We start from the raw sequence: 25,679 nt of genomic DNA on the forward strand, positions 1-25,679 counted from the left end.
ATTGATAGTTTCCTGCGAAAGTCATCACTTTCCCGAATTATTCCGACAAATCCCGGACGGACGACCGATTAAAGAGTTTGTGATCCAGGATTTTTGTGATCGGTGTGGCATTGGGATTCACGATGGCTTTCAAAAGGTTTTTGGCGGCCCATTCCCCGTAAACTTGAAGGGGTTGCTGGATGGTTGTAAAGGGCGGCACGAACATCTTCGAAAGATCTGCGCCGTCAAACCCGGCGACGGATAAATCTTCTGGAACATTCAAACCCATATCTCTGGCGCAGGAAATGACGCCCGCTGCCATATAGTCATTTCCAGCGAAAATGGCTGTCGGCGGCGTGTCATTTTCTAACAATACTTTTCCGCCCTCATAGCCCGACTCAAAAGATGATTGGCCGCGCGCATACAGGAAATTCTCCTTCGGAAGACCCGCAGCTTTCATCGCCGTTTTCAATCCTTCGCCGCGTTGATTGGCCATATTATGCTGTTCCCTCAAACTGACATAGCCAATGCGTTTGTGGCCCAGGCGAAGAAGGTGTTCTCCCATTTCCACTCCGGCGGCGAAGTCGTCGATTCCGACTTTACTAACAGATAGGTTTTGGTCTTGTGTTTCTAATGCGGATTCTACCAATACGACTTTCAATCCGGCTTTCAGAACGGAGCGGATGAGATCCCTGTCTTCGGAAAGCGGAGGCAGTAAAATAAAACCATCAATTAGGCGGCGTTCGATAACCATATTAATATGTTCACGGGATTCAGATGCCGCCAGAGGCTCCAATAATAGAGTGTAGGAGTTCTCCCGACAAACGGGCAAAATACCTTCTAAAATACCGGTCAGAAACTCTGAGGAGGGCGGTTCATAGACTAGTGCCAGGCTATAGCTCCTCTGTCCGCGAAGTTGACGCGCCGCCATATTGGGTCGAAATTTTAATTCTGTAATTGCCGCTTGAACTTTGTCGCTGGTCCGGGCGGAGACATTAGGTTCTTTATTTACGACACGGGAAACAGTTTTTATCGAGACACCTGCAAGTTCGGCAACTGTTTCTAGTGTGACTGTTTTGGGGGGCATGAAATTAATCCGAACAGTTTACGGCGATGGTCTTTGCCGTCTCAATAGACGTTTAATAAACCGTACCTCTCCATCTGTAATACATTACCCAGAGGTTTCGTCAAATCGGTGGAGCGGAACTTTTCTTGATTCGGGAATCCTTAAAAGCACTTGGTATTTTACGAATAGGGTTTACGACGTATTTCCATCAGGGGAGCTTTCATTAATATAACTTCGTGTCTATCAGGGCTGAACTTGCTCATTCTCAGGACGAGCTTGAAAGCAAAGTGATTAAAGTATGCCTCGTGACGAATAACTTGACCCTTTTAGACGGAATAATCCTTCTTGGGCTGATTTCAGCATTTTTGGGAATCGGCATTTTCGGGTCATCTAAAACCGAAACGACCGAGGATTACTTTCTCGCGGGTCGAAAACTGAAATGGCATCAAATCGGCTTCTCGCTTTTCGCAACAAATTTTTCTGCTTCGGCCCTTATTGGCATTACGGGGGCTGCCTACGTCATTGGTATCGCCATTTATAATTATGAATGGGTCGGAATTTTGGCTCTGGCGTTCTTCGCCCTTGTCATGGTTGGGGTTGTACGCGGCAGCAAGGTTTACACAATCGCGGAGTATTTGACCGAGCGATTTGATTCCCGTGTGAAAGTTATTTATTCGGTTTTTATTATATTGATGTTGGTATTCCTTGATATGGCTGGCTCGCTATATGCGGGCGGGCTGCTGCTCAACCAATTCATCCCGGGGCTTTCAACCCACGTCGTGATCGTGCTGGTCATGTTAATCGCAGGATTATATTCAGTTGTTGGCGGGATGACGGCTATTTCCCGAACGGACCTTTACCAATCAATTATTCTGATTTTAGGCGCGTTTATGATCGCGTATTTTTCCTTTTCGGCCGTCGGCGGTTGGGCGGGCTTTATGGAAAGCGCTCCAAAAGGAAGTTTGAATTTAATCAGGGGGTTTGATGACCGGGCGGTGCCTTGGACAGGACTGATTGTCGGCGTTCCGATTATCGGCGCATATTATTGGCTCGTGAACCAAAATATGGTGCAGTGGGTGCTGAGCGCAGAGAGCCAAACGGATGCAAGAAGAGGACTCCTCTTGGCGGGTGCCCTGAAGACATTAGGATTGTTTGTGATTGTCTTGCCAGGGATCGCCGCTATCTCTCTTATTCCGGGTTTGACTGAGCCGGACCGAATTTACCCCGCAATGCTGGCTGAGCTACTCCCCGCGGGTATATTGGGACTTGTCTTAGCAGGGTTTGTCTCGGCGCTCTTGTCAAATACGGATTCTACGCTTCACGCTGCCTCAACCTTAGTAACGATGGATTTCGTCAAACGGCGTCACCCGGAAATTTCCTCGCACCATCTGGTACGGATTGGGCGTATATCCACATTTGTGATTATAGGGGTCAGCGCCATATGGGCGCCTTTCATTGGAAATTTTGGCACCTTATTTGAATACGTCCAGGGGGTCTTATCTTATGCAGTCGCGCCTTTTGTCGTCGTTTATCTGGGGGGAATGTTTTGGCCGCGGGCCACCTCAAATGGCGCAATTGCGGCTTTAACCACGGGGTTGGTAACGGCCGCTCTGATTGGCTTGTTCGGCGATGGATTGGGGTTATTTGACATACATTATTTGCATGTCCCATTGCCTGTCACGCTCGTCAGCCTTGTGACGCTGAATGTCGTCAGCCGGATGTCGGAGGCTCCGGACGTCGATCCAAGACTGCTCTGGTCCGCGACGCGTACATTGGAAGCCACCCAAATCAACCTTGCGCGCGACCGATGGATCGCGCTCGGGCTCGTTGCAATCACCGCTGCGTCAGTAATTATTTTTTGGTGACAGACCCTATTGAATTTAGCATAGGCCTTGGGCGCGGGTTCGGAAAGCTACTTTGAAATCTGCAGAAGACTATTTTCCTTCTGATATGTAACTTCCAATCAGGCCATTTTTATATAAGTCGATGTGTAAATATGCCTAACAAAATAGCAACTCTCAGAGCGTTCAGGCATTATCTTTTTGGGATCCCTATTGGGATTGCATTTTGGATTTGAAGGACTTCGATTATTTTTCAGCGAAATTTCATGTCACGCTCGGCTGTCGCGTTATGGCTTGGTCTAAGCTGGACCTTTGTCTCCGCGAATATGGCCTGGGCGGATGAACCGCTGGCGCGCGTTCAAGGGGATATCCCGAAGGAGTTGCGAGAGCAATTAATTCTGGCCATCGGGCAAGTTGATGAAGCCCCCCGGTCGACGGCACAGGCACGGCGCCGAGCAGGAAAAGTCGTTGAGAAAGCCGAGGCTATCCTCCGGTCTCAAGGCTATTATGAAAGCGTGATTGATGTTCAAATCGGAACTCTCTCGGAAGACGGTTTTGTTGACAATGACTTTGAAGAGGAGTCTCGGGAAGCTCTGACGCCCGTTCTATTGATCGAACCAGGCCCCAGGTTTTTGTTCGACACTTTTGCGATTGATTTTGAGGACAGTCTTCCTGAGAGCGGTGACGCTCTGAAGACGATGGTCTCCGAAAATGAGGGGACGCCAGCCGTATCCGCTCAGGTCGTGGCGTCGGAGCTCCGTGTAGTGAACAAACTGAAAGGGCAGGGTTATCCCGATGCGAAGGCCTTGCCGCGTAAAGCGGTTGTAGATCACGCGACAGACACCATGGCGGTGGATTATATTATTTCAACTGGACGGAAAACCCGATTTGGCGAGATTAAGCAAACTGGGACGGCTTATGTTAACGAAAGCTGGCCGAATATGATTTCCCCTTTTGAACCGGGCGAAATCTATGAGCAAAGTAAAATAAATAAACTGTCGTCGCGCGCCCTCGGGTCAGGTGTTTTTGAGAGCGCTACAGCCAGCCTAGAGGACGGCGGAACAGAAAATCCTGATGGTACGATTACCCGGAATGTTTTGTTAAATATTGATCAGGGCGATAAAAATACAATTTCCGGGGAGGTAGGTTATTCTACTTCAGACGGAAGCGGTATCTCCGCCAGCTATGAACGCCGTAATTTTATCGGCTATGCGCAAACACTTACCTTAACAGCGATTGCGAAAACAAACCTCCAAAGCTTCGGTGTTGATTACAACATTCCTTATGCGTGGCGAGTGGATAGAGAACTAGACCTGGCCGCAGAAGTCGCTCGAGAAAACTCGGAATTCTTTCGGGGCGAACGCGTAAGCGCGGATGCTCTCCTCACCCAGAAAATCTCATCAAGGTTTAAAGTCAGCGCCGGTATCGGGATAGAGGCATCTCAGTTTAAACTTGAAGAAGACGACGCCACGAAAACGCGGTCTTACCTAGTTCAGGCTAAAGGCGGGGCCGTCTATGACAGCCGCGACAATATATTTGACCCCTCTCAAGGTTTTTTCGTCGAGGTAAATGCGCTTCCGACTTATAACTTTGGGGATGATAAGGGAGCGTATGTCATAGGAGAGCTGGGCGGCAGTACCTATAAAAAGGTGAGTGATAAGTTTATTGCGGCTGTCCGCGCGAAATACGGGTCTATATTTGGGGCTGATATTGGGGCGGTACCGTTGAATCAACGCTTTTACGGCGGCGGCGGAGGTTCCGTGCGCGGCTATAGCTATCAATCTATTTCGCCGAGAGACGCACAAGGGGAGACCATCGGCGGGCGGAGCATTTTAGAAGGAAGTGCAGAGCTCCGATATCGAGGGCACGATAGTCTCTTTGACGGTAATCTCGGCTTTGTCGGGTTTGTCGATGCGGCCACTGTTGGCAATGAAGAGTTTCCGGATTTCGACACGACCCAATATGGCGCGGGGTTTGGTGTGCGGTATTTCACAAGCTTCGCGCCAATTCGGGCCGATATTGCTTTCCCAATAAATAAACGTCCCGGCGACGATGCTTTCCAAATTTACATTTCTATCGGGCAGGCCTTTTAATGTCTGAAACAGTTCGAAAATCAAATTGGAAGAAATGGACTGTTGGCGGCGGGATTGCGCTCATCGCTTTAATTATTCTATTGGTGTTTGCCTTGCGCATTTATATCACCACCGCCTCCGGAGCGAAGTTTATAGAAAACCAAATTAATTCCCGGAGCTTTGGTCCTGTTGAAGGCGTTAAAGTTTCCGGTCTTTCGGGCGATCCGCTCAAGGCTTTGACGATAGAGACTGTGGAAATACGCGATAAAGACGGCGTATGGGCGCGCGCAGAGAACATTGAGTTCAAATGGCAGCCTCTGAAGTTCCTGGATAAGCACCTCTATATCCAAAACCTTAATATTGCGGATATCGACATCCGCCGGAAGCCTGTCTTGAATGAAACTCCGGCATCGGACCCATCTGGCAACCCATTAACGGTTACACTCGAAAACTTCGTGACACCCTCGCTTAATTTGCAAGAGCCGGTTATCGGTCAGCCGGTATCAGCGCGTCTACAAGCGCAATACGCACTGGCCGGAGACGGCTCGATGAAAGCGCTATTGGATGCTGTCAGGACAGATATCGAAGGCGATGTAGTTAAGCTGGACTTTACGCGCTCGCCCAAGGGAGAAATGGAGGGTGATTTTAAACTAACAGGACTTCCGGGCGGGACGATTGCCACTTTAATCCAAGCTCCGGACGGAGAGACTGTGACGGGAGACGGGAAAATAACTGGAGAAATAGAGTCGGGTGAAGGAAATGTCTCATTGGCTTTTGACGGCGTCCCCATAATGGATGTGACCTCAAAGTGGACCGAAGACAAGCTTTCCGTCTCCGCGGCGGCAGAAACCGAAAACTGGCCGCTTTTAGCGCCCGCACGCGATATTGATAGCCGCATAATCGGTAATTTATCCCTGTTAAGAGAAGGTGATGAAAAGCCTTTTGATCTTTCCGTTCAGGCCGGCGGAGCGTCGATTGTTGCCTTAGGGAATTTGCCGGATGAGGGCTTTTTGCCCCAAAATGCTCAAGTTTCAGCCGATATTCCTAATTTTTCCCGGTTCTACAAACTTCCAGACGGGTATCAGCTCGGCGGTGTAAGATTGAATGGAGACGTGACAAGCGCGCCGCAAACGACATTTCAGGGAAATCTAACAGTAAAATCACTTGTTACCCCTCAAGGCAGCGCGTCTTCATTCGAGGGACCCGTTCAACTTTCGCTGAGTGAAGACCGCCAAATTGCGGATTTTGACTCAAACATAACAGCGGCAGGCGTTGATCTTGTGGCGGATATGCCATTGGCGTTAAAATCGTCTCTGAAACTTTCGGCAAAAGGACAATATGACTTAGAGAGAAAATCATTACGTCTTGCCTCTTCGAAATTGACCAGTGGAAAGGATGTGGCAACGGCATCTGGACGTGTGGCGATGGAACCTTTGACTTACTCCGTCTCTGGGCGCGCCAATTTTGCGTTAAATGCCATAGGAGCGGTTCCGCGAGGACAACTGACAGCCGATTATAAAGCCGTCCAAACAGCCGACAGCGCGCCCGCCATTACAGCAGATGGACGGTTCGTTCCCTTCACAGATATGGAAGAAACGTTAGGCGCCCTCATCGGGTCTATGGTGGTCTTTGATATTGCCGCTAGTCCTATCGAAGGCGGTGTTAATTTTACGCGAGGTCTTGTGAATGGGGACGGCGTGACAGCTGCTTTTTCCGGGCAAATAAAAGATGAATTGAATCTAGATTTAGAGGCCTCTCTCAAACAAGCTGTGACATACAAGCCGGTCACTCTTGCAGAGGGCACAGATGTGAGCGGGACGGTAACGGGCCGTAGGGCGTCTCCGAATGTGCGTCTGGATGCCACGACGCCTCAAATAACTGCTTATGACAGAATTTTTTCTGAGGCGCGTTTGCGCACAGAAATTCAGGATGTTTTAGAGGCTCCAAAAGGCCCGATACAATTTGATGCGAGATCAGAATATGGAGACGTCACCGTCTCCGCCCAGTTTTCTTCGACCCAATCGGTTCTTCGCCTGGCCGACCTTCAGGCGTCAGTGGGTCAGTTGACGGCAAACGGCGAGTTGGCCTTGCCTGAGAACGGTGTCGCAGAAGGTCAAATCTCTCTCGACTTACCCGAAGAAGAGGGACGCTATGCGCGCCTGGATCTGAAGCTCAATAATTTGAATGGCGAGCAAGGCGTCACCCTTGAAGCTGATGCCAAAAACGTCGCGTATAAACAATTAGAGATCGACAATTTAGCTGCGTCATTGGAAGGAACTTTATCGGATTTAACTGGCAACATGCAGACGGTGGGGCAAGTTGTCGGCGAAGTTGTGGACACGCCTATTAAACTTGAAACTCCAATTGCTGTGACCCGGGATACAAACAATAACTTCGTTATTTCACTAGTTCCTGAGGCGGCTTACGGTCGTGTCCCGATAAGCGCAATAGAACCGCTTCGAGTAGAGTATGGAGACGGCCAAGCTCTCTTAACGGCGGCCCTCAATGTCTCTGATGGGAAAGTTGATATGACTTACCAAAGAGGTGAACAGGAACGTTTGGTGGCCATAGTTGAGGATCTACCTATCAGCACACTTCCAGTTGGGAACATCCTAGCGGATACGAAAGGACGTTTGGGCATGAGCCTCGACCTTAGTGTCCCTAATAATAGACCCGAAGGAAAAATTGATATCACCATGACGGACTGGCGCGGATTTGAACGCAAAAAAGGAAAAGGCCTTTCGATCACATTTGACAGCGATTTGCGCGGAACTAATCTGGATTGGACTTTGACGGGATTATCAGAAGATGAATTTAATTTGGATGGGAATGGTACAGTTGCCCTTCAAAGCGAGAATAGTCTCACGTCTATTCGGCCAAATATGACCGCCCCTCTACAGGGAACCCTCTCTGCGAATGGCGCTGCAAGTGCGGTGTTGGGGTTAGTGGCGCCTAAAGATGCCGGCCTCTCGGGACAGTTAAATGCTAATCTGGATGTGAGCGGAACGCTGGGGTCCCCCTTGGTGTCGGGTGAGGTAAGCGGAGAGGCGATAAAACTCGAGATGATTGAACTCGGCACACAAATTAGGCAGGGTAAGTTTTTATTCCGCTTCTCAAACGATAACGTATCTCTGGAGAGCCTGTCCTTGACAGACGGACGTGATGGCCGTTTTTCTGGATCAGGAAATTTCAAACTGGGTGAATTTGGTGTTCCCATCGGGCAGGCCAATTTCAAAGCCCAAAGCTTCCGGGCTTTGGATCGCCGGGATTTGTCAGGTCGCGTTTCTGGCGACGTTTCTTTTGAAACTGAAAAAGAGAAGGGGACACTCTCAGGAGATGTCACGATTGAGCGGGCAGAAGTAAAGCAATTTGTCGCTGGTGGCCCGGGTGTCGTGACAATTGAGGTAGAGGAGATAAATCTGCCGCCTGAAGCCAATGCTCCGAAACCAAAAGCCGAGCCTTATCCGGTCGCCTTAGATCTCAACGTTTCGGCGCCCCGTCGTATCTTCATTCGAAGCCAAGGTCTTGATGTCGAAATGTCTATTGACGCAGAGATTAAAGGCACAGGGTTAGAACCTGAAATTTACGGCGAGGCCCGCGTAATACGAGGAGGCTATAAACTCGCCGGAAAAGAGTTGGAGTTTGAGTCCGGCGTAATTGAATTTGACGGGCCCGTCAGCACGGCGAAAATTGATTTTGTTGCCAATACTGAAACGCAAAACCTAGACGCAGGGGTCAAAATTACGGGCACGGTTGAGCAGCCAGAAATTGAACTTTCTTCTACCCCTGAACGCCCTGACGATGAAATTTTATCGGCATTGTTATTTGGTCGGTCAGCAACAGAGCTTTCAGCGATTGAAGCCGCGCAGCTTGCTGGCGCTTTGGCACAGTTTTCCGGCAATGGCGGAGGATTTGATTTGCTCGGGGGCTTGAGAGACGCTCTTGGCGTTGGACAATTAAGCGTCGGATTCAATGATGATGGGTCTGCCCAAATCACAGGTGGTCGCTATCTAGCTAAAGATGTGTATTTACAAGTCTTTTCAGGCGGAGGAGATAATGCGTCCGGAGCAATTATAGATTGGGAAGTTCGGCGGAATCTGTCTCTGCGGTCTCGGATCCAATCCGATAATGAGCAGGCGCTCTCATTGAAGTGGAAGCGAGACTTTTAGAACGAGCTGAAGTTATCAGTAAGGGCTGACTTTTAGTCGAAATGAGCCAGAATTTCTGTATAGTGAACTGGCTTGGTCAGGACGGGTGCAGAAGGAAGATCATTTTCCCGCTTAATCTCTGCCATACGACCAGTTACAAAAACAAAAGGAACGTTGGAATTATATAAAATGTCGGCAATCGGAACGCTGGTTTCTTTGCCTAAATTATAATCCAAGGTTGCGCAATCAGGCTGATTGTCTTTTAGCAAATTTAGAGCGTCCGCCACGTTGAAAGCCGGGCCTAATATGTCATAGTTTTTAGACTCGAAAAAGTCTTCCATATCCATAGCGATCAAAGGATCGTCTTCGACTATGAGAACCGACTTTGACATAAAAATTAAAAGCCCTTTTAATATCGCGAGCGGAACGGTCTAAGTAATCAGTTTGTTCCGTTTCATTACAGTGTAAAAACACGAGGTAAATATAACGTCAATGGCTATCGAATATGTCCAATAGTTTCAACACCCTGAGTGAAGAAGAATGGTATGAAATTGCGCCTCAAGCTGCTGGCATTGGGCGTTGGATGTGGAATATCACACGAAATGAATGCTCTTTAGATAATGTGGCGCGGTCGATTACGGGGCTTTGGGAAAAAAGAGAGGTTTTTCCAGCTCAGGAATATTTCGACACGATCCATCCAGATGATCAGTCTCAGGTTAGAGGCTTAATCGAATCGGCGAGGAAAGAGCGTAAACTTTATGAAGCCCAATACCGAATTCGAAACGACAAAGGCGAAATAATCTGGCTGGATGGCCGAGGGAAATTTATTAAATCCGACGAGGGCGAGGATATATTGGTCGGTGTTCTTTTGGACGTTTCAGACCTTATGGCGGCCAAAGAACATAATGAACTTCTAGCTCATGAGATGGCCCACCGCGTCAAAAATAACTTATCCTTAATTAGCGGAATGTTCCGGATGGCGGCGCGTTCAGCGAGCACGATTGAAGAGTTGGAACACGCCTTCTTGGGACGGGTCCAAGCTCTTGGCTCCCTAAACGATTTAACCCTTCGATCCGAGACCCGTAGCGCGTCAGCTCAGGAAATCGCAAAAAAAATTCTGGAATCACTAGACAACGACCCTCGGGTGAAAAGTAATATTGACCCTTTCGTTTTAAATGGGGCTGCCGCTCAAACTTTATGCCTTTGCTTAAACGAGCTTATGACGAATGCAGTGAAACATGGCTCGCTTTCCGATCATCACGACGTAGGGAAGGGCGGGGTCTTAAAAATTCTAATGAAAACAGATCTAGACCGGAACGAGTTCAAACTCCTATGGGATGAGACATCTTCGCAAGATGTCGCCGCTCCCTCCAAAACAACGGGCTTTGGAATGCGGGTTTTGATGAAAATGACCCGTTCAACCTTCAAAGGAAATCCCTCTCTAAAATGGAAAGACAATGGGATGACTTTTGAATGTGTCTGGAAGGCTTCCGATATGGGGCTTTAAAGTTATGCCTTTAGCCTGGCTTAACGACCTTTAACGCAACAAATCAGATACTATCACGTATCTTCGTTAAGACGCCGAATTCGGCATCGCGCCAATAATAGTCACATTCCCCCGATGTGCCCGCGGTTTCTTACGAAACATGGAGATACAAATGACTAAGATCGAAAACGCTAAAGTACTGGTCATTGCGACCAACGGATTTCAGGAGGACGAATTGTTCTCCCCAAAAGAAGCTTTGGAAAAGGAAGGCGCAACTGTTGAGTTGGCCTCTTTAGAAATGGATGAAATATCGGCAGGTGAAGGTGATAGCCGATCGATTAAACCGGACATGCTCACTAAAGACGTTAAGTCAGAGGGTTATGACGCTCTCGTTTTACCTGGCGGATTAGCTAACCCAGACAGTCTCCGGACAGAAGAAACAGTAAAGGCTTTAGTCCAAAGTTTTGCAAAAGAGGGTAAAGTCATAGCGGCGATCTGCCATGCTCCATGGATACTTATTAGCGCAGATCTCGTTAAGGGTCGCGAGATGACTTCATATCCTTCTATTCAGGACGATTTGCGTAATGCGGGCGCGAATTGGGTCGATAGAGCGGTAGCAGTTAGTAATGGCATTATCACTAGCCGCTCTCCGGATGATTTAGAGGCCTTCAACGCCAAAATCGTCGAAGAGATTCGGGAAGGGCGACACGATCGTTCTATCGGAAGTGCGGCGTAAAAAGTCCAATGTACTCCTGCCGATTTATAGGTGGCGAGGGGTGCTATGACCTCTCATGCAATAAAAAAACGGCTCAAATTTTGAGCCGTTTTTCATTTCATGCCGTCAGCTTACCTTAAATTATAACACAAAGACAAATAAAACGACGATCATAATTATTACAATAGCGGTAATAGATAACCCAAGGACACTTGTCATGCCTTTAACCCGGGTTCCTGTTTTAGCGTCGACCTCTTCGACATGTTCCGGTTCTTTACTCATTAGTTTAATCCTCAAAAAACTCTTTAGATAGTAACATACCTAAAGTCACGGCGGCAGATGTTGCCATAATGGGGTTGTGGGAAATTTGAGAAACTAGATTTTTGATCGTTTCGTTCTCTTTTATCACATCAGGCAGTAGAGCACTCAAGGGATCATCCTCTAACCCTATCGGGGTTTCGGACTCCGGTTTAGCTAACTTCCTCTTCGCCGTGAAGTAAACAGTGAAGGCAACAGTCAAAAATAAAGCACCTAATGCTGCGAAAGCGATTTCCGTGGAATATAGGCTTTGTATGAAAACAAAAGCCGCGCAGGTTAGGAATATTGCTCCGATGCCCATTAGAAAATAAGAAAAAGTAATCCCGAACCGTGATTTGTTCGAGACTACTTTTCTAGATTTCAATAGCAATGAAATCAGATAATATGCTTTTCTAAGCATTCGGGCCTACCGGCGTGACAATGCGCCAAGAACCATGCCCGCGCCCACAGCAATTGCAATGGATGTGAGTGGATTGTCTTTAATAGACGCTTCAGCTTTTGTAGTGAGTTCATCGTAACGTGCTTTAGCGATTTCTGTTTTCTCTGCTGTCACATCTTTTACAGCCCGAGTTTTTTGAGACGCACTTGTTTTCGCTTGTATCTTTACAGTCTCTGCCAGTTTAGCAATGTCGCCACGAAGTGTCTCGAGCTGGTCAGCAATTTTTTCATCCTTACCAGAAAGAGCGACAACGTTTTTCTTTGAGGGACTTTTTGTAGTAGCCATGATTATTCTCCTTGTTAATCGTCTTCTCGCGCAGGGTTGCGCTTCTATATAAATCTAACGATAGGCAAGGCCTTTAAGTTCCAAGAAAACCTCTTTAAAACGGAACAAAGAGAGCAGATACTCATATAAGTCCAAAGAGGAAATATTTATGAAACAAGATTACGAAAAATACGACAATCCAGATGCGGTAGTTGCAGATGATAGTCTAAGCGAGGCTAAGAAAAAAGAGATACTGAAGCAATGGATCGAAGACGAGGAGGCTCTGGTTCGTGGATCTGCCGAGGGCATTCAAGGCGGCGAAGAGAACCATTTGCAAAGCGCACAAACCGCCTTGATGAAATTAAAAGGCGAAGCGTAACATGTTCGAAAGAGGCCTAGTCTGAGGCCTCTTCTTTAAAAGGAAATTGAAGGGTCACGCCGTGGCCCTTTTTTCGTTTCTGAATATTGAACTCGCCGCCGAGTTGTCGAGCAAAGCCGCGCATTAATTTATAACCGACACCAGTTACGGGCGCTGCCCCCACTCCTTGGCCATTATCAACAACCGAGACGATAATTTCTTCGTTTTCACATATCAAACTAATTGAAACCGTGCCGCCTTTTGCCAATCCGTGTTTGACAGAGTTCGCTAGGGCTTCGACAATGAAAAGAGCGACTGGAATAACGACATCTGGCTCCATTGCGTCGCATGTCACTTCAAGATCCACGTCAATGCCAGCTTCGTCGGCGTCTAATCCGGTTTCGAGTTCAGTGATAAGCCGTTTTAAGAAGATATCCATCCGGATGACTCGCAAGTCATCTCCTTCGTAGAGTCCTCTATGAACAAGTGCGATGGCATTGATACGGCTGCGGGTTTCCTGGATTGCTTCAAGGCCTGCGACATCAGTCAGCTTTCGTTCCTGCATGTTCAAAAGTGAAATAATGATTTGAAGATTGTTTTTTACCCGGTGGTGAATTTCCCGCAGCAGTGTTTCCTTTTCAATGAGGTTATCGAGTAATTTAGCTTCGCGCTCACTAATATGATCAGCCATTTGGTTGAACGTCATTCCCAGAGAAGAAATTCGTTCGGGAACCCTGTTTAAGTCAGCGACGCGGGCTTTGAAGTCTCCTTTAGTGAAACGCATAGAAGCCAGGCGTATTTTTCGTAGTGGGGAGAGTATAAGTTTGTCTGTTGAGAACCAGATAGCTGTGTAGGCAAAACACCAAGCCAGAACGCATATCGTGACATAAAGCGCGCTTCCGGTTTGCAATGAAAGTATCACTGAAAAAATCAAAATCGGAAGCAAGCAGAGGCCCAAGATCGCGCCGAAGCGGACTCTCAAATCCGTCATTGAAAATTTCGATTCTTTTTTTTCCAAGATTTAGCCTTCCCCGCCACTGTCTCGCATTTCTTATATTAACGACCGGCGATGGTATCCGCTTCATTCAAAATGGAGCTAATCGCGTCCATTGCTCCGACCGTATCGGCTTCAGTGTTAAAAACTCCAGAGTCCATAACGGCTTCAAGCGCTTTTCGTGCCCGGCTCACGCGACTTTTTATAGTTCCAACAGCGCAGTCGCAGATTTCAGCCGCTTCTTCATAGGACAGACCAGAGGCCCCCACGAGAATTAGGGCTTCTCGCTGATCTTCTTTTAGGCTGTCCAGACCGCGGCGCAGCTCGTTTAGTTGAATTGACTTTTCCTGATCTGCCGTCGCCACAATAGTTTGCTCGGCAACTTCCTGATCAAGCGAGGTTGCCCGCCAAGATCGGCGTTTGATAGAATAAAATTGGTTACGAAGGATGGTAAAGGTCCAAGCTTTCAAGTTTGAGCCCGGTTTAAATTTGTCGCGGGATTTCCAAGCTTTGAGCATCGCGTCTTGGGCGACATCATCCGCGAGGGTTGCATTCCCGCATAGCGATCGGGAAAAGGCCCGGAGATGGGGGATAAGCTCAGTTAGCTCCTTGCGAAATAGCTCCTCGTCGAGCGGCGCCCACGGGGCTGTGTCGTTAGGATCATAGGGAGTAGAGCCCGAAGCGAGCTTTTCCTTGTTTGCGTCGATGTTTTTAGCCACTTTACTTGCCCTTATCTGCTTGTTCTAAGAGCGAAAGGAAGTCGTCTGGTACGGGCTCATTGACGACGCTATCGTAAAGTTGGCGCAGATTGGTCCCTATCTTATCTTTCAATGGGTCTTTCGCAAATTCTTCGCCGGATTTGGCGCGTTTTTCATCTGATTTCTTCGCGTTTTGCGTCATTCGTGGAGGACCCTTCTTATACCCGTTAATTTTTAGCTACGCCTTGGAACTTACTTGGTTCCAATTGCGTATGTGCAATAAGTGTAATCAACTTATTAATCATTTAAGCTTTAAACGAAGTAAAGTTTGAAGGACATTCTGAAGGGAAAATTATGAGTCTGGTCGAAAAATACGCGCCTCAATTACCATATTTGCGGCGGTTCGCCCGCGCTTTGACGGGGACACAAACCGGGGGGGACGCCTATGTCCGTACAGCGCTTCAGGCTCTCGTGGCGGGCGATGTCGATATGGATGACTCCCTAAGTCCCAAAATTGCTCTTTTTCAAATGTTCCTAGGTATATGGAACACGACGGGCGCGCAATTGGAAACAGATGATGTGCCAGGCGGGGATGCTCAGTCCGTGAGAATTCACAAATTAACACCGACCTCTCGTCAGGCGTTTTTGCTCAATGCCCTAGAAGGTATGTCGGTTGAAGAGATCGCTGTCATTATGGGGGTTTCGCCTGATGAGGCTAAAACCCTCCTAGATCAGGCTGAGGCCGATATTGAAAAAGAATTACGGACCAATGTTCTCATCATTGAGGATGAGCCGATCATCGCTGCTGATATTGAAGGTCTCGTCGAGGAATTGGGCCATACAGTTGATGCTATCGCTGCCACTCATACAGAAGCTGTTAAAGCAGTCGAAAAAAAGAAACCCGGTATTGTTTTGGCAGATGTTCAATTGGCCGACGGAAGTTCGGGCATTGATGCTGTCACAGATATTTTAGAGACATACGACGTTCCCGTTATTTTCATTACAGCATTCCCGGAACGCCTATTGACAGGAGATAAGCCGGAGCCTGCTTATTTGATTAGTAAGCCTTTCCGTCCCGAAAACGTGAAAGCCGCTATCAGTCAAGCGCTGTTTTTCCATCACGGATAACAAATAAAACTGAAATTATAAAAGCCCCGTTTAAGACGGGGCTTTTTTTTGATCTAAAATTTTTAAAAGGTGAGCTTTTCCAGATGCAAGTACTGACTGTCAAAATTGGATATTTTTTCTAATCTTGGCCGGTCTAGAATTTGGATGCCGTTATGATCCGTACTTATGAGCTGATCTGCTTTCAGCTTTGTCAGCGTTCGGGAAATATGCACGACGGATAGGCCTAATGCGTCTGCGAGCAGGGATTGCGGCACAGGAAGGTACAGGAAGTTTTCCAATTTTCCGGTCGTCGCGGCCATGCGCCGATTTAATTCAAGTATGAGGTGTCCGACCCGCTCTTTGGCAGAGCGCCGGCCAACCCTAATAATTTGTTCTCGAAGGATGGATTCCTCCTGCACGGCAACCCACCAAAAGGCTGTGGCAAGGGCGGGCTCTTGTTTAATGGCTGTTAAAAAGTCCGAGGCCTTAAGTCGGCGAAGCGTTAAATCCGTCGCGGCAGACACGTTGTGATCTGATTTGGCGTTGGTTAATGACATCATGTCAAAACAATCACCGGGTAACATGAAGTTTAATATCTGACGTCGCCCGTCATCCAAAAGGTCAAAACGGATTGCCCAACCTGATTGTATAATGAAAACAAAATCAACAACATCGCCTTCAGATACAATTTCCTGACCGGCTTTTCGGACTTCAATCTTGTGAGGTAAATTTATCAAACCTTCAAAATGTTTCGGGCCAACGTCAGCATAATGTGCAACGCGCTTGATAAGTGGGTTCATAAGAATTGACTTAGTAATCTAGCTGGTTGCGACCAGATCTGTTTTTTGGTTAAGCTCTATTTCTATAACCGCCCGGCGGCCATTTAGCCAGAGGGAATCCCGATCGCCTTGTTCAATTTTGGCATAGATAGGACCGCGAAGACCTGTCGCTTGAATATATGATTTGATCTCAGCCTCGCGCTCTTTCATCATCTCCAGTGTTTCATCATTATTGTAAACAACGACATTCAACGCTTCAATTTCACAATTATTCGTTACGTCTGAGGCTGTGTTAATTAGTTCCGCCGAATGCTGGGTAATAAACTGATCGTGAAAATAGACGGGAATCTCACCTGATTGACAGTTGCTCATTTCCTCAATTGTCAGCTCGATGGAGGTATTGTAACTCAGGCTCTCTTTTCTTAGAGAACTCCCGTTGCTTTCCGCTTGCACATTTAAGGACAGAAAGATCACAGGGATCAAAGCGGAGCTGGCAAAAAAGAGTTTTAACATGGTTCAATATCTGGTTGGTTGTAAGTAGTCGTCTTCTCATAGTAACTGGTTTGGCTCGCTTCGGTTCCCTCATTCCAGCACGAAAATTTAATTTTTATGACCAGAAATTGAGGAACTGGCAAAACCGATAGGCGTAAGCTTCGTAAATATTAGAACCTACGCAGACTATAGGAGACATGATGACGACTTATAAAGAAGGTGCAAAGGTCCAGTGGGACTGGGCAAGCGGCACGGCTACAGGAAAAGTTGAGACTGTTTACACGGAAGACGTTACCCGAAAAATTAAGGGGACCGAGGTCAAACGCAAAGCAAGTAAAGACGAACCAGCCTATTATATTAAACAGGATGACGGCGACGGCGTACTCAAGTCCCATTCAGAAGTAAAAAAAGCCTAATGTGTTCCTGAAAGCTCAGGTCCTGACACCAAAACCTTTGGAGGTGTGGGGTCAAGTTTGTTCACACGAAGAGAAGCCCCGAATATGAGCGCACGACTAATAAAAATGTGGCAGGATTTGCAAGGTAGCTATTACTTCATTCCGGGCCTTATGGCCTTTGGGGCAATCTTTCTCGCATATGTGACAATTTCCTTGGACGAGATTTACGGACTTAAGGTTTCGGACGATTCAATATTTTTCCTATCGAATAAAGCTACTGGCGCTCGAACAATTCTGGCCACAATTGCCGGATCCATGATTGGCGTGGCCGCCACCACCTTTTCTATTACAATGGTAGCTGTGACTAGCGCGGCAGGGCAATATGGCCCTCGACTTATTGGTAATTTTATGCGCGACCGGGGCAATCAGGTAACGCTGGGCACATTTACCTCTACTTTTATTTATTGCCTGCTGATCCTGCGCGTCGCCCGAACCGGAGACGGAACGGATGCGCAAGATGCCATCGCCGAATTCGTACCGAATATATCTCTTCTCGTCGCAATGGGGTTAACCCTTATGAGCGTAGGTGTGCTGATTTATTTCATTCACCATATCCCGGAAATACTTAACGTCGGAAATATTACTAGCCGGGTCGGCCGGCGCCTATCAAGAGATATAGAGAATCGTTACCCAAAGAACATCGGTCGTTCAAAACGTGACAGCGAAATCAATCTGAAAGATTATAAATTAAGTGATGCGCAAACTATTCGATCCAAATTTGAAGGGTTTGTTCAAACCCTGAACGAAAAGGCGCTTCTGGACCTTTGTGTGAAGCTGGATGTTGTTGCAAAAATTGAATACCGCCCCGGAGATTTCGTGACTAAAGGCGATATACTTGTCCGCATTTGGGGTGAGGATAGCTTGTCGGAAGAACAAGAGCTTAAGTTTTTAGACGGGTTTGCGACCGGAAATTCACGTTCGGCGCATCAGAATATCCTATTTCTAGCGGATGAACTGGTCGAGATTTTGGCGAGGGCATTGTCTCCGGGGGTCAACGATCCTTTTACCGCGATAAATTGTATTAACTGGTTTCACAGTTCAATGAAAAGCTTTGCTGCCGGAGATATCCCAAGTCCATGTCGGTATGATGAAACGGGTAAATTACGGCTGATTGCTTATCCGGTTACATTTGAAAGTTTCGTACAAACAATCTGTAATCAATCCAGAGCTTATATTGCGACTGATAGAAATACGACAATTAAGATGATGACGATACTCACAGAAATGACGGCCATTGTAGAAAGGGATGAACATAAAGCTTGTATCATGAAACAATTGGAGGACTTAAAATTTGCCGCCGAAGAGCTTTTACCGTCAGAGGTAGATAAGGCAGAGGTTCGTAAACATTACAATGTGTCTAAAAAAATGATAGCCGATCCGGCTTATTTTTTAGAGCAAGAGCACGGTCAGCATTGGGTTGCTGGGCGTGGATAATTGCTCAGTCAAATTTACTAACCTTATAAAATAAAAGCGTTTTAAATATCATAGGTTAATGCGGTTTCATTCTATGAACATATAGCTTTGCTAGCTGCGTTTTATTGCGCGGCGGCCTTGGTGCGACTCGGTGTTAACGGCCTTCCCCGCCATCCGGTGTTCGCATCAAGGTTTTAAGCTTAGCTTCCGAACGCGCTTTAGTTTAACCAAATGCTATTCCAGAACCCGGCTCGGACCGTGAATTGGAAGACGGGGTGGCTTTATCTATCGTGCGACTAATAAGTTTCAGTAGCTTAGAAGGAACGTAAGGTTTACCGACTATAAGTCGTTCGGGCACATCATGTGTTTCAATGACACGGCTCATCTGGCCCGATAAGAAAATATAAGGAACGCCGATGCTCGCCAAGGCGTTAGCGATTGGAACGCTATTTTCACGTCCTAGGTTGTAGTCGAGGGTAGCAATATCCGGCCGGTGTTCTTCTATTAAAGATAAGCCAGATTCGACGTCAGCGACGGGACCGATTACCGAGAACCCGGCGCCTATAAACGTATCTTCCAGATCCATTGCAATGAAGGGGTCATCTTCGACGATTAGTATCGATTTATGGGCAGTTTCATGTTTCATAACTCACAAAATCTACGCCCGTTTTTTAGTTGTGTTCCAATGCATATGAGTCTGAGCCGTTAATTACCCAAACAAATCATAACGTTAATGTGATGTCTTCCACTCGTAAATCTAGTCGCATTTCAGGAACGCCTGAGGCGGAGCCGCGTAGAATTTTGAGATATATTGAGGACTTATGCCCAGAATAAAAAAGACTAAAATTGACGCCCCCCTGGAAGAGAACAAAGAGAAGGCCTATAATTGGTCTGAGGTCATGGACCGAATAGAATCTCGAAATAAAGGAGAAGACGAATTTCTCCAAGCCGTAAGAGAGATTGGGGAAACACTTACAGATGTGATCGAATGCGACAAACGCCTGCAAGACGCGCGCATCTTCGAACGGCTGACAGTTCCCGATAGGATAATAACTTTTCGGGTGTGCTGGGAGGATGACGACGGCAAAGTTCAAATTAATCAGGGTTGGCGTGTCCAAAATTGCGGCGCAATTGGTCCTTATAAAGGCGGGCTTCGCTTTCACCCTTCTGTAAATATTTCAGTCCTTAAATTTTTAGCCTTTGAACAAACCTTTAAAAACGCCCTGACGGGCCTGCCCATGGGCGGCGGCAAAGGGGGGGCAGATTTCGACCCGTCAGGGCGTTCAAATAAAGAGATTATGAGATTTTGTCAGGCATTTATGGATGAGCTTCATCGCCATATTGGGCCGCGAACGGATGTCCCGGCCGGGGACATAAATGTTGGGTCACGTGAAATTGGTTACTTATATGGCAGATATCAAAGACTGACCAATAGCTTCTCCGGAACCTTAACGGGGAAAGGGTTATCTTATGGAGGTTCGCCTGTACGCGTCGAGGCTACGGGGTATGGATTGATCTATTTTCTTTCAGATATGTTGGACGCGCATTTGGATAAAATAGGCGGTAAAACGATTCTGATTTCCGGGGCAGGGAATGTGGCTCTTCATGCGGCAGAAAAGGCCATTCAGTTGAATGCGAAAGTTCTTACCTTATCGGATAGTAAGGGCACACTCCATATATCTACCGGTTTCAGCGCGGATCAAATTGACTTCGTCAAAGAATTAAAGTTGAGGTCAGGAACGAGTTTGGAAGCTTGCGTGGAAAAATTTGAAGGCGCTAAGTTTTCCGCTGGGAAAGCGCCTTGGCATATCAAAGCCGACATAGCTCTACCTTGCGCCACGCAAAATGAGCTTCACGAGGACCACGCCAAAAGTCTTAAGCAAAATGGGGTCATTGCGGTCGCCGAAGGAGCGAATATGCCTTGCACGGCCCAAGCCACCAAACTTATCAGAGAGAGCAAAATATTATATGCGCCGGGTAAGGCTTCCAATGCCGGCGGGGTTGCCTTGAGCGGATTGGAAATGAGCCAAAACGCGGCGTTTGGAAAAGGTGACTTCGAAGCGCTGGACGAAAAGCTCAAGCAGATAATGGGTAGAATACATGACGACTGTAAAACCCATGGGAAAAATGGCAAACATATTGACTATGTAAAGGGAGCCAATCAGGCCGCCTTCAGTAAATTGGCTGACGCCTTGCTCGCTTTCGGAATTTGATTTGGGGCTATCTGTTAGTGCTTAGTCGTAAGCTTACGACAGCCTCTCCGTGCCAAGAACGTTTTTGTAAACTTCAGGGCTAAGCTCTTTGTCTTGATGATGTATGACAGACACATCGCCCGTAGTTTCCGCAACCACAATTTGGATGCTCTCCAGGTTCCCGACATTTGCTTCCCTGAGCTTAGCCATCAGGTCACCCTCACTCATTTTCGCTTTCCGAAGGTGATCATATTGGATGTCTTTGCCAATCATGATGAGGCGCGGCTTGTTATCCGCGAGTTTCGGGACCCAATCTAGTTTCACCCTCATGGTAGCAAATCCGATCTGGCAGGCATATAAAATGGCCAGAACCACGACGCCTTGGACGAGTGAAACAGATTTGCCCATTACAATGGACGCAAAGATAGAGCCGATTGCGACTGTAATGGCAAAATCGAAACCGCTCATTTTGGAAAAGCTGCGAATGCCGGCGATGCGAGTAAATATCACTAGCGCCGCATAGGCTCCGATAATAGATAAAAAAATCAAGAGGGCATTACTTGGCGCCATGCCCATCCAGTCGGTAAATTTAGAGTAAGAGATCTTAGTTCACTTTATTTGTTGGATTGGAGGAAGATGTCGTCGAAGCAGATGTCTGCGCATCACGGGTTAACGCCTCCTTGACAATAATCGAGATGGCCGCAGCGGCTATCGTTCTTAATATAAAACGCATGTGGATACTCCTTGGTAATTTGTTCTCTCAAATGGCTTGCTAAATAAGCGCCCGGAAGCCGGATTAGTTCCGCTAAGCTAGCAATTATTGTAACTTTCCGACTTAGGATTTCAGAAAGGCGAGACATTGCGATTCATATTTTCGCAGGCCGCGCTTGCTCACCCCTCGAAGAACCGCGATCCTCTCTGTTCTTTCTTCAAAACTTGCGGTCGCTAAATCGATAACTTTTGGGTGAATGTAACTGGTTCTGCAAATTGCAGGCGTATTATGAAGTTCTTTCGCGGCAGCCTCGCTCATCTCTTTAATTTTAGGGTTTTCCACTTTGGCCGCTACTTCAAAGGCCGCGACAGTGCCGCGCCAAGTTCGAAAGGTTTTAGCTGAAAACTCTTCGCCGATATATTGATTTACGTCTGAGCTATCCAGAACACATTTATCTCCGCCGGAGGAGATGTATTGAAACACTCTATGACCGGGTAGATTGTCGATTTTCTCCAAGGTTTTGTGAAGGAGTTTGTCGTTCATCCGAACATTTACTTTTTTGCCACCTTTCGCCTTGTAGTTAAACACGAGTTCCCCCTTCTCAAATTCCAAATGTTTGCGACGAAGGGTCGTTGCGCCGTAACTTCCGTTTTCATCAGCATAGGTCTGATTGCCAACTCGCATGGAGGTTTTATCGATGAGCCGGGCCAAGGCGGCGCTCGCGTATTTTTTAGAGGGCGCGCTTCCCTTGAGGTCGCGCCTGACCCTCCGGCGAAGAGAGGGGAGGTACTCTCCGAACTCTACAAGCTTATCAAACTTCTGAGTGGCTCGGAACTCCGCCCAATGGTTATGATAGCGATATTGTTTCCGGCCTTTTTCGTCGCGGCCAGTGGCTTGCAGATGGCCAAACTCATCAATGCAAATCCAAACATCCGTATAGGCAGGCGGCAATCCCAACGCATTTATACGTTGCAGAGCATCATCTTTCTGAAGCGCGTCGCCATTTGGAAGTTTGTAATAAAAGGTTTTGCCACGCTTATGACGGGAAATTCCAGGTTCGCTGTCTTCGCTATATCGCAGAAGTTTTGGCACGGGCAGCATTCGAATATCCAAAGTGAAAAGAGGCGTGGGTGACAGATACGTTCTGCGTTGGCGAACCGTTCCTTTTTATATTGTTTTAAAAAACCGGGAACTATTTCGGGATGTCAAGGTTGTTAACATATACCGCGGCAATCGAGCCGCAGATATAATGGAGAACAAATATGCTCGAAGGATTACTAGGTCTAATTCACTTGGTTCTGATTATCTGGGCGGTCATCAACATTCTTGGGTCTGGTGCATCTACATTGGCCAAGGTCCTATGGACATTGTTTGTCGTGATCTTCCCACTTGTCGGATTTATCGTCTGGTTCTTTGTCGGACCTAAAAACTAACTAACAAAAACACCGCTAACCTAAAAAAAGAAAGAGAGAAATTATGAGTAATGAATATAACCAAAAATCATCCGGTGGTAAAATCGCTGGTATCGCAATTGGCGCAGTCGTCATCATCGGTGTGGCGGTCGCAGCTCTTTACTTGGTCGATGTAGATCAAACTGAAGAAGCGCGCCTACCCGACGTTGATGTCGCCGTTGAAGACGGCAATATGCCTGAGTTCGACGCGGATGTCGCAGACGTCGATGTTGGCACTACAGAAACAGAAGTTGACGTTCCCACAGTTGATGTTGAATCCGAGACTGTTGAAGTCGAAGTGCCGACAGTTGAAACGGGAACCGAGGAAACTACCGTTGACCTCCCAACGATTGATGTCGATAAGCCGGACGAAGATAGTCCTGATGGCGACGAAGACCCTCGGTAAGTCGATAAAATTAGTAAAATAAAAAACCGCCTTTGGGCGGTTTTTTTTGTGGCTAACAGTGATGGCTGAACGGCTTAGATTGGGTTCTGAGGATCAGATGGAGACACATTTATTGGCTTCGACCGTTTTCTCTTGTCGTGAAACTCCCGCATCATCTTTGCGTTTCGATTATTTGCTTTCCAGCCCACGTCGAAAATGTCCCCGATGATAGGGATAAGACCGATGAGCCAGTCCAGAAATATATTAAACCCCATTCGAAACATCTTTCGTTTGGGCGGATTTAGCCGGGCAGCCTGCATGAAGATATAACCCGAAACGCCCAAACTGGCGGTGTCGCCGACCCCGGGGATTAATCCGACAATCGAGTCCAGACCTAAATTTATGCTCGTCCCGGGCAGTTTGAACTGACTATCCATCAACGCCGCCAAGCTTTCAATATGCTGAACAATTTTCTCTTGCTCATCCAATGCGGTATGATCCATTTCAGGATAGTTTGTCATGACCTAAATCTCTTTCTTTTTGCGGTTTGAGGGGACGACGACTATGCAAAGAGTCGATGCGCTTTGAAAATGTTTCAGTTGATAAAAACTTGCCCTCCGTAAATTCGACGGCGCTGACTTTAATCATTTTTTGATCCACGGAGATGTGGTTAAAACTCGCCGGTTTATTTCTTCGGCGTCGAGACAGCGTGCCGGCCCCAATAGACATAATTTCTGTCTCATTGGGTTGTCGCTCAATAGCAAAAGGCACGTGAACATGGCCCGTCAAAACGACATCGACATTGCGGTGGCTTAAATATTTTAGAGTTTCCGAGCCATTTTTCGTTAGCTTTTGTAGGGGCGAGAGCTCCGGATAGATCATGGGGTGGTGCGCCATTATCATCTCGACACCGCCTTGGCTCAATTTTTTAATTTTGTCCGTTAATTCCGCCAAGTCTTTTAAATTTACGGCCCCTAGCGACCAGTCAAATCCAAATTGCCAACCCCGCGCGGAATTATATGGCAAAATAGTCACATCCTCATTGGTGAAATGGGCAACGCTGAGGGGCTCAATCCATTTTTTATACTTTGCAAAAGGTCGCGTGAAACGCTCTATCAACCCATACATAGGGGTATCATGATTTCCGGGGGTTATGAGTTTGGGCCCGTTCAAAGTCTGTATCCAGTCACGCGCCGCCTTAAATTCTTCGTCCGATCCGTTTTGGGTAATATCCCCGCAAATAACGATAATATCCGGTTCAAGCTTTTCGATAGTGGCCTTTACGCAGCTCATGGCTTCCTTGTCCTCGACCCCGAAATGAATATCTGCAAATTGAATAATAGACGTCATGTCGTCCTGAGGATTAAGTTTTTGGGTTTGGAGCCATTACCTTCACGCCTCTTTTTTCCAGCGTAACGGTTAGGGGGCAGGATACGATCTCTGCCTCTCCGTCTAAAAGGGTTTCAAATCGGCCTTGCCCCTTAATTTCCAGCGAACGAATTCTTTTCGACTCTATATTTTCTGACTCGCGCCAGTCCATTAAGAGGCTTTGAGCGCCTACTTTCAACAACTCACCGACGCTCAGCGGCATGACAGAGGCCATATCGAGTTCCGGCGCCGCGTCTGCGTATTCAGACTGCGGAGGGAACGATAGCAGTATGGCATTAGCTTCTAAATCGGTGGGATCTCCGTCCACATGGTAAGAGAAAGTTTCTCCCTCTGTTACAGACTCGACAACTTTAGGAATGGCCGTCACGGCTTCGGAAATATGTCCGTCCCGTACGCTTTCGCGGATATTTGCCATACGCGTCGGCGCGCCAATGATTGCCCCGCAGTAAAACGGCGAGCCATTGAGTAACCCGGCCGTATGCCACCTTGGGTCAGTCTGATTTAAAGCTATGGTCAGCGCTTCTTCCCAATCGACCGTTTTGTAAAGTTCTCTGGGGAGAATATTCATTGTCCCGCCAGGAAGAGCGATTAAAGGCACATCAGAGTGTCTGGCGATTTCCGCCGCTGAACGACATGTCCCATCACCGCCAAAAACAATTATTAAATCTGGTTTGTATGTCTTGAGCGCTTGGAACTGTTTTTCAATCCCGTCACCTTTGGAAATAAATTTTTCAGGCGCGGCGTGCCCTTTATCCACGAGCTTTGCTGTGATCTCCTCCGAGACGTCGGAGGAGCTTCCGGAAGACAGATTGATAAGTAAAGCCGGTTTTTTAAATATTATTGGCATGAGTGGCACCCCTTTAACTCATCCAATTTAGTGCATTTTCTGAGTATAGAGCTTACGTTCGAAAAGTGTAATTGTTCCA

28 protein-coding genes are annotated in these 25,679 nt (G+C 47.2%); 12 read left to right on the top strand and 16 right to left on the bottom strand.

Annotation, left to right across the window (positions count from 1 at the left end; all coding sequences use genetic code 11):
- Window positions 1-37: 37 nt before the first annotated feature.
- Window positions 38-1,066 carry a LacI family DNA-binding transcriptional regulator gene (locus ACNA05_RS06120; protein ID WP_415810532.1) on the bottom strand — a complete coding sequence of 343 codons (1,029 nt, stop codon included), beginning with the start codon at window positions 1,064-1,066 and terminating at the stop codon, window positions 38-40.
- Between the two features lie 215 nt (window positions 1,067-1,281).
- Here ACNA05_RS06120 and ACNA05_RS06125 point away from each other — a divergent pair, with 215 nt between their 5' ends.
- From ACNA05_RS06125 to ACNA05_RS06135, 3 genes are all read left to right on the top strand, one after another.
- Window positions 1,282-2,910, top strand: coding sequence for a sodium:solute symporter family transporter (locus tag ACNA05_RS06125; RefSeq protein ID WP_415810533.1), 1,629 nt, complete (start codon window positions 1,282-1,284; stop codon window positions 2,908-2,910).
- A 242-nt stretch (window positions 2,911-3,152) separates the two neighbouring features.
- Entirely contained in the window at window positions 3,153-4,979 is a 1,827-nt protein-coding gene (locus ACNA05_RS06130; RefSeq protein ID WP_415810534.1) for an autotransporter assembly complex protein TamA, read from the top strand.
- Window positions 4,979-9,127, top strand: a complete 4,149-nt coding sequence (locus ACNA05_RS06135) for a translocation/assembly module TamB domain-containing protein (RefSeq protein ID WP_415810535.1) — start codon at window positions 4,979-4,981, stop codon at window positions 9,125-9,127. The genes ACNA05_RS06130 and ACNA05_RS06135 overlap by 1 nt, the downstream gene beginning before the upstream one ends.
- Before the next feature lie 32 nt (window positions 9,128-9,159).
- Here the strand turns inward: ACNA05_RS06135 and ACNA05_RS06140 are convergent, their stop codons facing one another.
- Window positions 9,160-9,498, bottom strand: coding sequence for a response regulator (locus tag ACNA05_RS06140; protein WP_415810536.1), 339 nt, complete (start codon window positions 9,496-9,498; stop codon window positions 9,160-9,162).
- A gap of 113 nt (window positions 9,499-9,611) precedes the next feature.
- Here ACNA05_RS06140 and ACNA05_RS06145 point away from each other — a divergent pair, with 113 nt between their 5' ends.
- On the top strand, window positions 9,612-10,613 hold the full coding sequence (locus ACNA05_RS06145) for a sensor histidine kinase (protein WP_415810537.1): 1,002 nt from the start codon (window positions 9,612-9,614) through the stop codon (window positions 10,611-10,613).
- 151 nt (window positions 10,614-10,764) lie between these two features.
- Window positions 10,765-11,328, top strand: a complete 564-nt coding sequence (locus tag ACNA05_RS06150) for a type 1 glutamine amidotransferase domain-containing protein (protein WP_415810538.1) — start codon at window positions 10,765-10,767, stop codon at window positions 11,326-11,328.
- 120 nt (window positions 11,329-11,448) lie between these two features.
- Here the strand turns inward: ACNA05_RS06150 and ACNA05_RS06155 are convergent, their stop codons facing one another.
- The 3 genes from ACNA05_RS06155 to ACNA05_RS06165 are packed head-to-tail and all read right to left on the bottom strand — an operon-like array spanning window position 11,449 to window position 12,349.
- Window positions 11,449-11,589: a hypothetical protein gene (locus tag ACNA05_RS06155; RefSeq protein ID WP_415810539.1), complete on the bottom strand. Its 141-nt coding sequence runs from the start codon at window positions 11,587-11,589 to the stop codon at window positions 11,449-11,451.
- 4 nt (window positions 11,590-11,593) lie between these two features.
- Entirely contained in the window at window positions 11,594-12,025 is a 432-nt protein-coding gene (locus ACNA05_RS06160) for a hypothetical protein (protein WP_415810540.1), read from the bottom strand.
- A gap of 6 nt (window positions 12,026-12,031) precedes the next feature.
- The gene (locus ACNA05_RS06165; RefSeq protein WP_415810541.1) at window positions 12,032-12,349 is read right to left on the bottom strand and encodes a glycine zipper domain-containing protein; all 318 of its coding nucleotides are present in this window, start codon (window positions 12,347-12,349) and stop codon (window positions 12,032-12,034) included.
- Window positions 12,350-12,497: 148 nt separating this feature from the next.
- On the opposite strand from ACNA05_RS06165, the gene ACNA05_RS06170 reads away from it, so the two are divergent.
- Window positions 12,498-12,707 carry a hypothetical protein gene (locus ACNA05_RS06170; RefSeq protein ID WP_415810542.1) on the top strand — a complete coding sequence of 70 codons (210 nt, stop codon included), beginning with the start codon at window positions 12,498-12,500 and terminating at the stop codon, window positions 12,705-12,707.
- Between the two features lie 16 nt (window positions 12,708-12,723).
- Here the strand turns inward: ACNA05_RS06170 and ACNA05_RS06175 are convergent, their stop codons facing one another.
- The 3 genes from ACNA05_RS06175 to ACNA05_RS06185 all read right to left on the bottom strand — a co-directional run bounded on the left by ACNA05_RS06175 (window position 12,724) and on the right by ACNA05_RS06185 (window position 14,580).
- Window positions 12,724-13,677, bottom strand: a complete 954-nt coding sequence (locus tag ACNA05_RS06175) for a sensor histidine kinase (protein WP_415810543.1) — start codon at window positions 13,675-13,677, stop codon at window positions 12,724-12,726.
- A gap of 65 nt (window positions 13,678-13,742) precedes the next feature.
- Window positions 13,743-14,399, bottom strand: coding sequence for a sigma-70 family RNA polymerase sigma factor (locus tag ACNA05_RS06180; protein WP_415810544.1), 657 nt, complete (start codon window positions 14,397-14,399; stop codon window positions 13,743-13,745).
- A 1-nt stretch (window position 14,400) separates the two neighbouring features.
- The gene (locus tag ACNA05_RS06185) at window positions 14,401-14,580 is read right to left on the bottom strand and encodes a NepR family anti-sigma factor (RefSeq protein WP_415810545.1); all 180 of its coding nucleotides are present in this window, start codon (window positions 14,578-14,580) and stop codon (window positions 14,401-14,403) included.
- A 152-nt stretch (window positions 14,581-14,732) separates the two neighbouring features.
- Between ACNA05_RS06185 and ACNA05_RS06190 the strand changes: the two genes are divergently transcribed.
- On the top strand, window positions 14,733-15,506 hold the full coding sequence (locus tag ACNA05_RS06190; RefSeq protein WP_415810546.1) for a response regulator: 774 nt from the start codon (window positions 14,733-14,735) through the stop codon (window positions 15,504-15,506).
- Between the two features lie 62 nt (window positions 15,507-15,568).
- Here the strand turns inward: ACNA05_RS06190 and ACNA05_RS06195 are convergent, their stop codons facing one another.
- Window positions 15,569-16,285, bottom strand: coding sequence for a Crp/Fnr family transcriptional regulator (locus ACNA05_RS06195; protein WP_415810547.1), 717 nt, complete (start codon window positions 16,283-16,285; stop codon window positions 15,569-15,571).
- Between the two features lie 18 nt (window positions 16,286-16,303).
- Window positions 16,304-16,777: a hypothetical protein gene (locus tag ACNA05_RS06200; RefSeq protein ID WP_415810548.1), complete on the bottom strand. Its 474-nt coding sequence runs from the start codon at window positions 16,775-16,777 to the stop codon at window positions 16,304-16,306.
- A gap of 176 nt (window positions 16,778-16,953) precedes the next feature.
- Here ACNA05_RS06200 and ACNA05_RS06205 point away from each other — a divergent pair, with 176 nt between their 5' ends.
- Window positions 16,954-17,172, top strand: coding sequence for a hypervirulence associated TUDOR domain-containing protein (locus ACNA05_RS06205; protein WP_415810549.1), 219 nt, complete (start codon window positions 16,954-16,956; stop codon window positions 17,170-17,172).
- Between the two features lie 84 nt (window positions 17,173-17,256).
- Window positions 17,257-18,645: a DUF2254 domain-containing protein gene (locus tag ACNA05_RS06210; protein ID WP_415810550.1), complete on the top strand. Its 1,389-nt coding sequence runs from the start codon at window positions 17,257-17,259 to the stop codon at window positions 18,643-18,645.
- Window positions 18,646-18,847: 202 nt separating this feature from the next.
- On the opposite strand, the gene ACNA05_RS06215 is transcribed toward ACNA05_RS06210, so the two are convergent.
- Window positions 18,848-19,270 (bottom strand): response regulator, encoded by a 423-nt coding sequence (locus ACNA05_RS06215; RefSeq protein ID WP_415810551.1) that lies wholly within the window; start codon window positions 19,268-19,270, stop codon window positions 18,848-18,850.
- A gap of 175 nt (window positions 19,271-19,445) precedes the next feature.
- Here ACNA05_RS06215 and gdhA point away from each other — a divergent pair, with 175 nt between their 5' ends.
- Window positions 19,446-20,837: an NADP-specific glutamate dehydrogenase gene (gdhA, locus tag ACNA05_RS06220; protein ID WP_415810552.1), complete on the top strand. Its 1,392-nt coding sequence runs from the start codon at window positions 19,446-19,448 to the stop codon at window positions 20,835-20,837.
- Between the two features lie 33 nt (window positions 20,838-20,870).
- Here gdhA and ACNA05_RS06225 read toward each other — a convergent pair whose 3' ends face one another.
- Together ACNA05_RS06225 and ACNA05_RS06230 are read right to left on the bottom strand one after the other, a co-directional pair.
- The gene (locus ACNA05_RS06225) at window positions 20,871-21,386 is read right to left on the bottom strand and encodes a DUF421 domain-containing protein (protein ID WP_415810553.1); all 516 of its coding nucleotides are present in this window, start codon (window positions 21,384-21,386) and stop codon (window positions 20,871-20,873) included.
- A gap of 265 nt (window positions 21,387-21,651) precedes the next feature.
- Window positions 21,652-22,629, bottom strand: coding sequence for a DNA topoisomerase IB (locus tag ACNA05_RS06230; RefSeq protein WP_415810554.1), 978 nt, complete (start codon window positions 22,627-22,629; stop codon window positions 21,652-21,654).
- 161 nt (window positions 22,630-22,790) lie between these two features.
- On the opposite strand from ACNA05_RS06230, the gene ACNA05_RS06235 reads away from it, so the two are divergent.
- Together ACNA05_RS06235 and ACNA05_RS06240 are read left to right on the top strand one after the other, a co-directional pair.
- On the top strand, window positions 22,791-22,961 hold the full coding sequence (locus tag ACNA05_RS06235; protein ID WP_415810555.1) for a PLD nuclease N-terminal domain-containing protein: 171 nt from the start codon (window positions 22,791-22,793) through the stop codon (window positions 22,959-22,961).
- Window positions 22,962-23,004: 43 nt separating this feature from the next.
- On the top strand, window positions 23,005-23,385 hold the full coding sequence (locus ACNA05_RS06240) for a hypothetical protein (RefSeq protein ID WP_415810556.1): 381 nt from the start codon (window positions 23,005-23,007) through the stop codon (window positions 23,383-23,385).
- Window positions 23,386-23,459: 74 nt separating this feature from the next.
- Here the strand turns inward: ACNA05_RS06240 and ACNA05_RS06245 are convergent, their stop codons facing one another.
- The 3 genes from ACNA05_RS06245 to ACNA05_RS06255 are packed head-to-tail and all read right to left on the bottom strand — an operon-like array spanning window position 23,460 to window position 25,600.
- Window positions 23,460-23,885, bottom strand: a complete 426-nt coding sequence (locus ACNA05_RS06245) for a DUF4112 domain-containing protein (RefSeq protein WP_415810557.1) — start codon at window positions 23,883-23,885, stop codon at window positions 23,460-23,462.
- Window positions 23,869-24,714, bottom strand: coding sequence for a metallophosphoesterase family protein (locus tag ACNA05_RS06250; RefSeq protein WP_415810558.1), 846 nt, complete (start codon window positions 24,712-24,714; stop codon window positions 23,869-23,871). Before ACNA05_RS06250 ends, ACNA05_RS06245 begins: the two co-directional genes overlap by 17 nt.
- 13 nt (window positions 24,715-24,727) lie before the next feature.
- Window positions 24,728-25,600: a diacylglycerol/lipid kinase family protein gene (locus ACNA05_RS06255; protein WP_415810559.1), complete on the bottom strand. Its 873-nt coding sequence runs from the start codon at window positions 25,598-25,600 to the stop codon at window positions 24,728-24,730.
- Window positions 25,601-25,679: the final 79 nt, after the last annotated feature.

Source organism: Litorimonas haliclonae (assembly GCF_965138505.1).
Taxonomy (GTDB): Bacteria; Pseudomonadota; Alphaproteobacteria; order Caulobacterales; family Maricaulaceae; genus Litorimonas; species Litorimonas haliclonae.